Raw genomic sequence first — 7769 nt, 5'->3', positions numbered from 1 at the left:
GCGCCGTGATTTTGGTAGCCGTGACGATCACCGTGATGACCGCCGGGGCGGCCGTGGTGGCTTCCAGCGTCGTGATGACCGTCGCGGAGGCATGCGCGGTGACCGTCGTGAGGGCGGCCGTTTTGAGCGCGACGGTCGCAGGCCTCGTCAGAATGATCGCCGCAAGGACGCCACCTACCAGAACTATTCGTCGACGGACGAGTACGTGTCTCCTAACGGCAATGAGCCGACGATTCCTGCTGGCGTGAGTTCCCAGGAGCTTGACCGTGATGCTATGCGCGCGCTGGCGACGCTGTCGGGTCCCAACCGTGACATTGTTGCGCGGCACCTGGTGATGGCCGGTCAGCTGATTGATCTCGATCCCGAGGCCGCTTACCAGCATGCCCAGGCTGCTGTGAGCCGTGCGGGTCGCGTCGATGTCGTTCGCGAGGCCGCTGCTCTGACCGCGTACGCCTCGGGTCGTTATGAGGAGGCGCTGCGCGAAGTGCGCGCCGTGCGACGCATGCGTGGGGATGACTCGCTGCGCGCTGTCGAAGCCGACGCGGAGCGCGGGCTTGGCCACCCCGAGAAGGCCGTTGAGATCATCGACGCAACCGACTCCACGACTCTGGATCTTGCGGAACAGGTCGAGCTGGTACTCGTCTCCTCCGGCGCACGTGCTGACCTCGGTCAGTCCGACGTCGGCCTCGTGATCGTCGACGATGCGCTTGCCGTGCTGCCGGAATCGGCCGACAATGAGCTCCGCCGTCGTCTCATGGAGGTTAAGGCTGAGCGCCTGACGGAACTGGGTCGCGTGGACGAAGCCGAGGCTGTCATTGCGGAGATGCCCGCCGAGGTTGAGGATACCGAGATCGTTGACGTTGCCCTGTTCCAGGACGCCGACGTTGATGATAAGCGTTCGCCGCTGCGCGGCTGCAAGAACGCACTGGCCGAGGAATATGACTGCGCGTTGCTTGACCTCGATGGTACGGCGTGGTCCGGTGACGAGCGGATCGAGCACGCTGCCTCGTCCGTTATCGAGGCGCGCACGATGGGCATGGCCTCCGCGTTCGTCACGAACAACGCGATGCGCACCCCGCAGCAGGTGGCCGACAAGCTCAACAGCATGGACTTCGAGGCGACCCCCGAGATGGTCATGACGTCGGCTATGGACATTGCCGCCATCATGGCGGAGGAACTCGACGAGGGTGCCAAGGTCTTCGTACTCGGCGGTCCCGGTTTGCGCCAGGCTCTCGAAGAGCAGGGCTTTGAGCTGGTGGACAGTGCCGACGACGAGCCTGCTGCCGTTGTGCAGGGCCTCGACAAGGAGGTTAACTGGACGCTCCTGTCCGAGGGAGCTTTCGCGATTGAACGCGGTGCTGCCTTCTATGCCTCGAACCTTGACGCGACCCTGCCCGTTGAGCGCGGTCAGGCGCTCGGCAATGGCTCGCTGGTGCGTGCGATTCAGCACGCGACCCGCAAGCGTCCCACTGCCGGTGGCAAGCCCGAGCCGGGTATCTACCGCCGCGCGAGCCAGCTCGTTGGTGCCACGAACCCGATGGCAGTGGGCGACCGCCTTGAGACCGACATTATGGGTGCCGTCGCAGCTGGCGTCCCCGCGATGCACGTGCTGACCGGTGTCCACCAGGCTCGCGCTGTTTTGCGTGCTCCTCGCGGCCAGCGTCCCACATACCTGGCACTTGATATGCGCGGCATGCTGGAGGCCCACCCGGCTCCCAAGCACCATCGCGACGGCACGTGGACCTGCGGCCTGTCGCAGGTTGCCAAGGTGACGCGCGGCGGTACGCTGACATTGGATGACATCGAACTGACCGACGCGGTGACGATTTCCATCGACTCCTACCGCGCGCTCGCCGCTGCTGCCTGGGAATGGTCGGACGGCTCCGGTAATCCGGTGACCTGCCCTGAGATTACTGTCGTCGACAACGACGATCCGGCAGGCATCGTGGCCGAACCTGAGGCCCTCGCCGTTGACACAGCTGCTGATGAGGACTTTGCGGTGGCCGAGGCTGCCGACGAACTTCCCGAACCCAGCGAGGAGACCCCCGCGTTCCTGCCCGGTGAGGAGGAACTGGAGGCCCTGCTGGAGGCGACGGCAGATATGGACGACGAGGCCTGATGGCCCTGAGTGAACAGACGGCTGCCCGTCTGGTCGGCTTCGATGAGCTTGGCGTGCAGATGCAAATCTCGACGCTTCAGGTCATTGAGGCCGACCTTCGGCGGGCGCTGTCGGCCGACGTGCCCGCGGAGATGCAAGGTTCCGCGGCGCGCGTCGGAGCACGTGAGCAGGGGAGGAACGACGCGTGAAGTTGCGACGGATCGATTCGGAGTTGGTGCGCCGAGGCCTGGCGAAGTCGCGCTCGGCAGCAGCGCAGATGATTGAGGATGGTCGGGTCAAGCTTGACGGCCAGGTTGTCCTGAAACCCGCCCGACAGATGGATCCGGCGCAGGCGATCATCGTCGAGGAGTCGGACGATCCCGAGTACGTGTCGCGTGGGGCGCACAAGCTCGCAGGTGCGCTGGACACGCTCGGTGAGAAGGCTCCTCTGATCGAGGGGCGGCGCGCGCTCGACGCTGGCGCATCGACGGGAGGTTTTACTGACGTTCTGCTGCGGCGCGGAGCTGCTTCGGTCGTTGCCGTTGACGTTGGCTACGGCCAGCTTGCGTGGAAGCTGCAGTCCGATCCTCGCGTTGAGGTCCACGACCGCACGAACGTGCGCACGCTGGATCCCGCCTCGGTTGCTCCGGCACCGGACATCGTCGTGGGCGACATGTCCTTCATTTCGCTGACTCTCGTTCTACCTGCGCTGGTTGCGGCGGCGGCACCCGACGCTGACTTTTTGCTGATGGTCAAGCCACAGTTCGAGATCGGCAAGGAGCGCCTGGGCCACGGGGGAGTGGTGCGCAACCCTGAACACCACGTCGAAACTGTTGAAAACGTGGCGCGTTGTGCCATTGGCCTGGGGCTGGACATCGCCGCCATCGCACCGTCCCCGTTGCCCGGCCCCTCCGGCAACGTCGAGTATTTTCTGTACATGCGCCGCGACTACCCGGAGCCGATCAACCCGCAGGAGCTGACGGAGCACATCCGTCGGGCCGTCGCCGAGGGACCTGCAGGAGGAGCGTTGTGACTCGAGTACTGATGGTGCGTCATCGCAACCGAACGAATGCTGTGACCAGCGCGGTGACGCTCACGCATGCGCTGGCGGAGCGGGGGATTGAGGTCGTCGAGGATGCGTCCTCGGGTGGCATCGATTTGGTGCTGTCGATCGGTGGTGATGGCACGTTCCTCGTGGCCGCCTCGAGTGCACGTGCTCTGGGCGTGCCACTCCTCGGTGTCAATGCCGGGCACATGGGGTTCTTGACGGAGCTCGGTTCGACGGGCACGGGCGACCTCGCGCGCAAGATTGCCGAGGGGGACTTCACCGTCGAACGACGCATGACGTTGGACGTTACGATGGAGCGCTCGGACGGTTCGAGGGCCTCGGACTGGGCTCTCAACGAGGCTGTCATCATGCACACGGACGTCGCTCATCCGGTGCATTTTGCGCTGGTCGTCGATGGTCAGGAGGTGTCGACCTACGGTGCCGACGGCATGATCCTGTCAACTCCGACGGGTTCGACAGCTTATTCGTTTTCGGCGGGTGGCCCCGTCGTGTGGCCCGACACGGAGGCAATTGTCGTCGCCCCGCTGGCCGCGCATGGCCTGTTCACCCGCCCGCTCGTGGTGGGGCCCTCGGCCTGCGTGGAGATCGTTGTGCTCGATGACATGTGGACGGCTCCCGAAATGTGGTGCGACGGCTTGCGTCGGATGACTGTTCCGGCCGGGGCAGTGGTCCGCGCGCGCGTGGGTTCTTCGCCGGTGCAGCTGGTGCGTGTGGATGACACGCCCTTTTCGGCGCGCCTCGTGCGCAAGTTCAATCTTCCCGTGCGCGGGTGGAGGGATGGCCCACGGTGATTGAGTCTCTCGATATCGCTAATCTCGGCGTGATCGCTTCTGCGCATGTCGAGATTGGAGGCGGTCTGGTCGTCGTGACGGGCGAGACGGGCGCGGGTAAGACGATGGTCTTGTCCTCCCTGCAGCTTCTGCTGGGGGCTCGCGCGGACGCGGCGCTCGTGCGCTCGGGTGCGGATCGTCTCTCAGTCGACGGTATTTTTTCGGTGACTGAGGAGGTGGCTGCCCGCGTCGAGGAAGCCGGTGGCGTCGTCGAGGGAGGCGAGCTGATCGTTGGACGCTCCGTGAGGGCGGCCGGCAGGTCGCGCGCGCACCTGGGTTCGCGGCCCGTTCCTGCCTCCGCGCTCTCTGAGATCGTCGGTTCGATGGTGACGATTCACGGTCAGGCCGATCAGGTTCGCCTGACGGGGGAAGCCGCCCAGCGCCGTGCTCTCGACCAGTTTGGTGGTCCTGCGCACGCCGCCCTGGTGAAGGAATACCGCGAGGCTTTCCGCGCCGCTGTGGACGCGAAGCACCGCCTCGATGCGCTGCTTGGGGACGCGAGCGAACGCGAGGAGGAACTGGAGGATCTGCGCGCGGCCCTGGCTCAGATCGAGGCCTTGGATCCCCAGGTAGGTGAGGAGGAAGAGCTGGTTCGCGAGGCCTCACGCCTGACCAACGTCGAGGATCTGCGCGCGCTCATGGGCGTCGCACAAGGCTTCCTGAAGGGCGATGATCGCGGCGACTTTTCGGGGGCGGTCGAGTCCGCGCGCAGTGCCTACGCTCAGCTGGATGACGCCTCTCGCTTCGACGAGGCCGTGGCAGAGTTCGCCGGGCGGGCGCGCAGTCAGGCACTCGAATTGGATGCACTGGCAGACGACATCGCGGTCTACCTGTCCCGCTTGGACGCGGACCCGGAGCGCCTCGCGCAGATTCATGCGCGACGCGCAGCCATCAAGGATGTCCTGCGCGGGCGTGCGGCCGACGTTGAGTCTTTGCTGACCTGGGCGGATGACGCTCGAGCGCGCGTGGATGAGCTGTCTGCCCCGGCCTCGGACCCCGAGGTCGTTGAGCGCGAGCTGGCCGCGGCTCAGAGTCTCGTCCTCGATGTCGGTGCGCGCCTGACGAAGGCACGTACGCGCCTGGCCCGCGAGTTGGCCGCAGGCGTCAACGAGGAGCTCCACGCCCTCGCGATGCCCGACGCGACCCTTGACATCGACCTGGAGGCCACCAAGCCGACCTCGCACGGCTGCGAGACGGTTGTCTTCCGCCTCCAGCCGCACCCGCACGCGCCCGCGCGCCCGCTCGGCCAGGGTGCATCCGGCGGTGAACTCTCGCGCGTCATGCTCGCCCTGGAGCTGATGCTGGGGCGCACTGAGGCCTCATCGACGTTTATCTTCGACGAGATCGACGCTGGTATCGGCGGGCAGACCGCAAGGGAGGTTGGCGCGCGTCTGAAGCGTCTTGCCGCATCGCGCCAGGTCATCGTCGTCACCCACCTGGCTCAGGTCGCAGCCTTCGGCGACCAACACCTGGTCATCGAAAAAACTGATGGCACGACCAGCGTCCGCGAGGTGACAGGCGCGGAGCGCGAGGCCGAGCTGACCCGCATGATGGGTGGGGATCCGCACTCGCAGGCGGCGCGCCGCCACGCATCGCGCGTCCTGGCCTCCGCCGTGTCACAATCGCAGGGATGAGTGACACACGTTCAACAACAGCAAGTGCCCGGAGCGGGCGGGTTCGCATTGACGACCGGCCCAAGCACCTGGCGACGCGCCTTGAGACGGGCGATATCGCCGTCATTAACGTTGCCGACCTCGACAAGGATAGCGCCGCTGCGCTCGTGGCTGCCGGCCCCGTTGCGGTCCTCAACGCGCAGCCCTCGCTGACGGGGCGCACGGCCGCGTTGGGTCCACGGCTCATTCTTGATGCCGGCATCCTCCTCGTGGATGACCTGGGACAGGACATTATGTCCTTGCGCGAAGGACAGGAAGTGACGGTTACGGGCGGCAAAGTGCTGCTCGAAAGCACCGTTATCGCCACTGGTAAGCGGGTCGAGGACGAGGACCTCGAGATCGAGGTCGCTGACTCCGCAGCTCTCTTCGCAGGTTTTGAGGGCGCGATCGAGGACTATCTGGCGAAGGATGGAGCAACTGTCCTACGTGGTGAGGGTGTTCCTCAGCTGCACGAGCTCGGCAACCGTCCCGTCCTGCTGGTGACTGATGCATCCGACGCTGCTGGCGAGCTGCGCGCGCTCGCGCGGTGGCGCGCCGAAGCGGCCCCCTACGTCGTGGCGGTGGACGGGGGAGCGGACGTCGCCCTCAAAGCGCACCTGACGCTCGATGCTGTGATCGGGGACGCCGAACTCATGAGCGAGAAAGCGATCCGCAAGGCCAGCTCCTTCATCGTGCGCGTCGGCGGTGACGGCCTGGCTCCCGGCTCCGAGCGCCTAGATCGTATGGGCATCGTCTACGACTCTGTCGCGATGTCCGGAACGTCACTTGATGCCGCAATGGTCGTCGCAGCCCATTCGGATGCCAGTGCTGTCGTGACTGCCGGCGTCTCCTACGGAGAGGCCGAGCTGGTCGACGCAGGGCGTTCCCTCGTCGCCCCGGCCTTCTTCTCACGCCTTGCGTGCGGCTCGCGCCTGATCGGAGCCCACGCCGTCGCTGCCACATTCCGTCCCCGCCCGCGCGGATGGACGCTCGTGATGCTTGCGGTCGTCGCAGTCATTCTCATGGGCGTCGCCCTGTGGTCCACCCCGTGGGGTAACGATCTGCTGTACCCGATCACGTCGCTCTTTACGTCGCTGCCGCATCTTGCTGGAGGAACCCAATGATTAACTTCCGTTACCACGTTGTCTCGATCATCGGGATCTTCATGGCGCTGGCCGTTGGCGTCGTCCTGGGGGCCGGGCCCCTGCAGCGCACGATCAATACGGGCATGAACCGCTCGTCGTCTGCGGCCGCCTCCGACCCGCAGCTAAGCGCACAGGCCGAAGCTGAAGCCGCGGGCCTCAAGGCCCTCGCGTCCTCGTCCCTGACCGGCTCACTGACCGGCACCCAGGTCGCGCTCGTTGTGCTACCCGGTGCCTCCGACGATGACGTGGCCGCTGTACGCTCCACGTTGACCGACGCGGGTGCGTCCGTCGTCGGTCGCGTGACGCTGACCGACAACTGGCAGTCCACCTCCATGAGCCAGTACCGTGCCACGCTGTCGACGTCGCTGGCCTCTCATCTTGAGTCTGCCGCCGCTAAGACCGCCAGCGCCGATGGCGTCGTGGGCTACTCCATCGTCCAGGTCCTGACCTCGAGCGGCTCCGAGACCGACCTGCTGCGCCAGATCCTCACCGACAAGTCGACCCCGCTCATGATGATCGACGAGGATCCCACCGGCAAGGCCACGACTCTTGTTGCTATCGGTGCGCGTGCACAGAACGCGGCCACGGCCTCGTCCGCTCCTACGAGTCCTGACGCCTGGGTGGGCATGGCGCAGGCCGTCGGCTCCACCTCCGGCGTGGTCGTGGGTGATGCTTCCTCGCGCGACGCGATGATCTCCCGCATCCGCAGCGCCGGCACCGCCGTGACGACCGTCGATTCGGTGGGTACCACCCTCGCGACGGTCGATACCGCGCTCGCCCTGTCGACCAAGGCGACTGGAGCGCGCGCCTACGGCGTGGGTTCCGGCGCACAGTCTGTCATCCCGAGCAACAAGTAAAGCGCGTCACGACGCGATTTGCTTCGTCGTCCCCCGCTGATCTGCCCAGGTCAGCGGGGGACGAGTCGTTCGTGCAGTGTTAAGCTGAAGTTCCATGGTGAGTACTTCAATGCGCACA

At 65.9% G+C, this 7769-nt stretch carries 7 protein-coding genes; all 7 read left to right on the top strand.

Annotated features, from left to right (window positions below):
- Nucleotides 1-2119: HAD-IIA family hydrolase (locus HMPREF1136_RS09115; protein ID WP_332248256.1), on the top strand; the 2119-nt coding region annotated here is incomplete at its 5' end.
- Nucleotides 2119-2307 (top strand): hypothetical protein, encoded by a 189-nt coding sequence (locus tag HMPREF1136_RS09110; protein WP_009649049.1) that lies wholly within the window; start codon nt 2119-2121, stop codon nt 2305-2307. The genes HMPREF1136_RS09115 and HMPREF1136_RS09110, both read left to right, overlap by 1 nt.
- Nucleotides 2304-3131: a TlyA family RNA methyltransferase gene (locus HMPREF1136_RS09105; protein ID WP_009649031.1), complete on the top strand. Its 828-nt coding sequence runs from the start codon at nt 2304-2306 to the stop codon at nt 3129-3131. Before HMPREF1136_RS09110 ends, HMPREF1136_RS09105 begins: the two co-directional genes overlap by 4 nt.
- Nucleotides 3128-3958: an NAD(+)/NADH kinase gene (locus HMPREF1136_RS09100; RefSeq protein WP_034505647.1), complete on the top strand. Its 831-nt coding sequence runs from the start codon at nt 3128-3130 to the stop codon at nt 3956-3958. The genes HMPREF1136_RS09105 and HMPREF1136_RS09100 overlap by 4 nt, the downstream gene beginning before the upstream one ends.
- Nucleotides 3955-5631 carry a DNA repair protein RecN gene (gene recN, locus HMPREF1136_RS09095; protein ID WP_009649035.1) on the top strand — a complete coding sequence of 559 codons (1677 nt, stop codon included), beginning with the start codon at nt 3955-3957 and terminating at the stop codon, nt 5629-5631. Before HMPREF1136_RS09100 ends, recN begins: the two co-directional genes overlap by 4 nt.
- Nucleotides 5628-6773: a putative cytokinetic ring protein SteA gene (gene steA / locus HMPREF1136_RS09090; protein WP_009649006.1), complete on the top strand. Its 1146-nt coding sequence runs from the start codon at nt 5628-5630 to the stop codon at nt 6771-6773. The genes recN and steA overlap by 4 nt, the downstream gene beginning before the upstream one ends.
- On the top strand, nt 6770-7651 hold the full coding sequence (locus tag HMPREF1136_RS09085) for a copper transporter (protein WP_009649027.1): 882 nt from the start codon (nt 6770-6772) through the stop codon (nt 7649-7651). The genes steA and HMPREF1136_RS09085 overlap by 4 nt, the downstream gene beginning before the upstream one ends.
- Nucleotides 7652-7769: the final 118 nt, after the last annotated feature.

Origin of the sequence: Actinomyces sp. ICM47 (genome assembly GCF_000278725.1) — a bacterium.
Classification (GTDB): domain Bacteria; phylum Actinomycetota; class Actinomycetes; order Actinomycetales; family Actinomycetaceae; genus Pauljensenia.
Note: the sequence above shows the minus strand (reverse complement) of the source record. Positions and strands in the feature narration are given on the sequence as shown.

What these genes read in the sequence shown, in the direction of transcription:
- HMPREF1136_RS09110 (WP_009649049.1), top strand. Translation starts at nt 2,119, where the DNA reads ATGGCCCTGAGTGAACAGACGGCTGCCCGTCTGGTCGGCTTCGATGAG.
- steA (WP_009649006.1), top strand. Translation starts at nt 5,628, where the DNA reads ATGAGTGACACACGTTCAACAACAGCAAGTGCCCGGAGCGGGCGGGTT.
- HMPREF1136_RS09085 (WP_009649027.1), top strand. Translation starts at nt 6,770, where the DNA reads ATGATTAACTTCCGTTACCACGTTGTCTCGATCATCGGGATCTTCATG.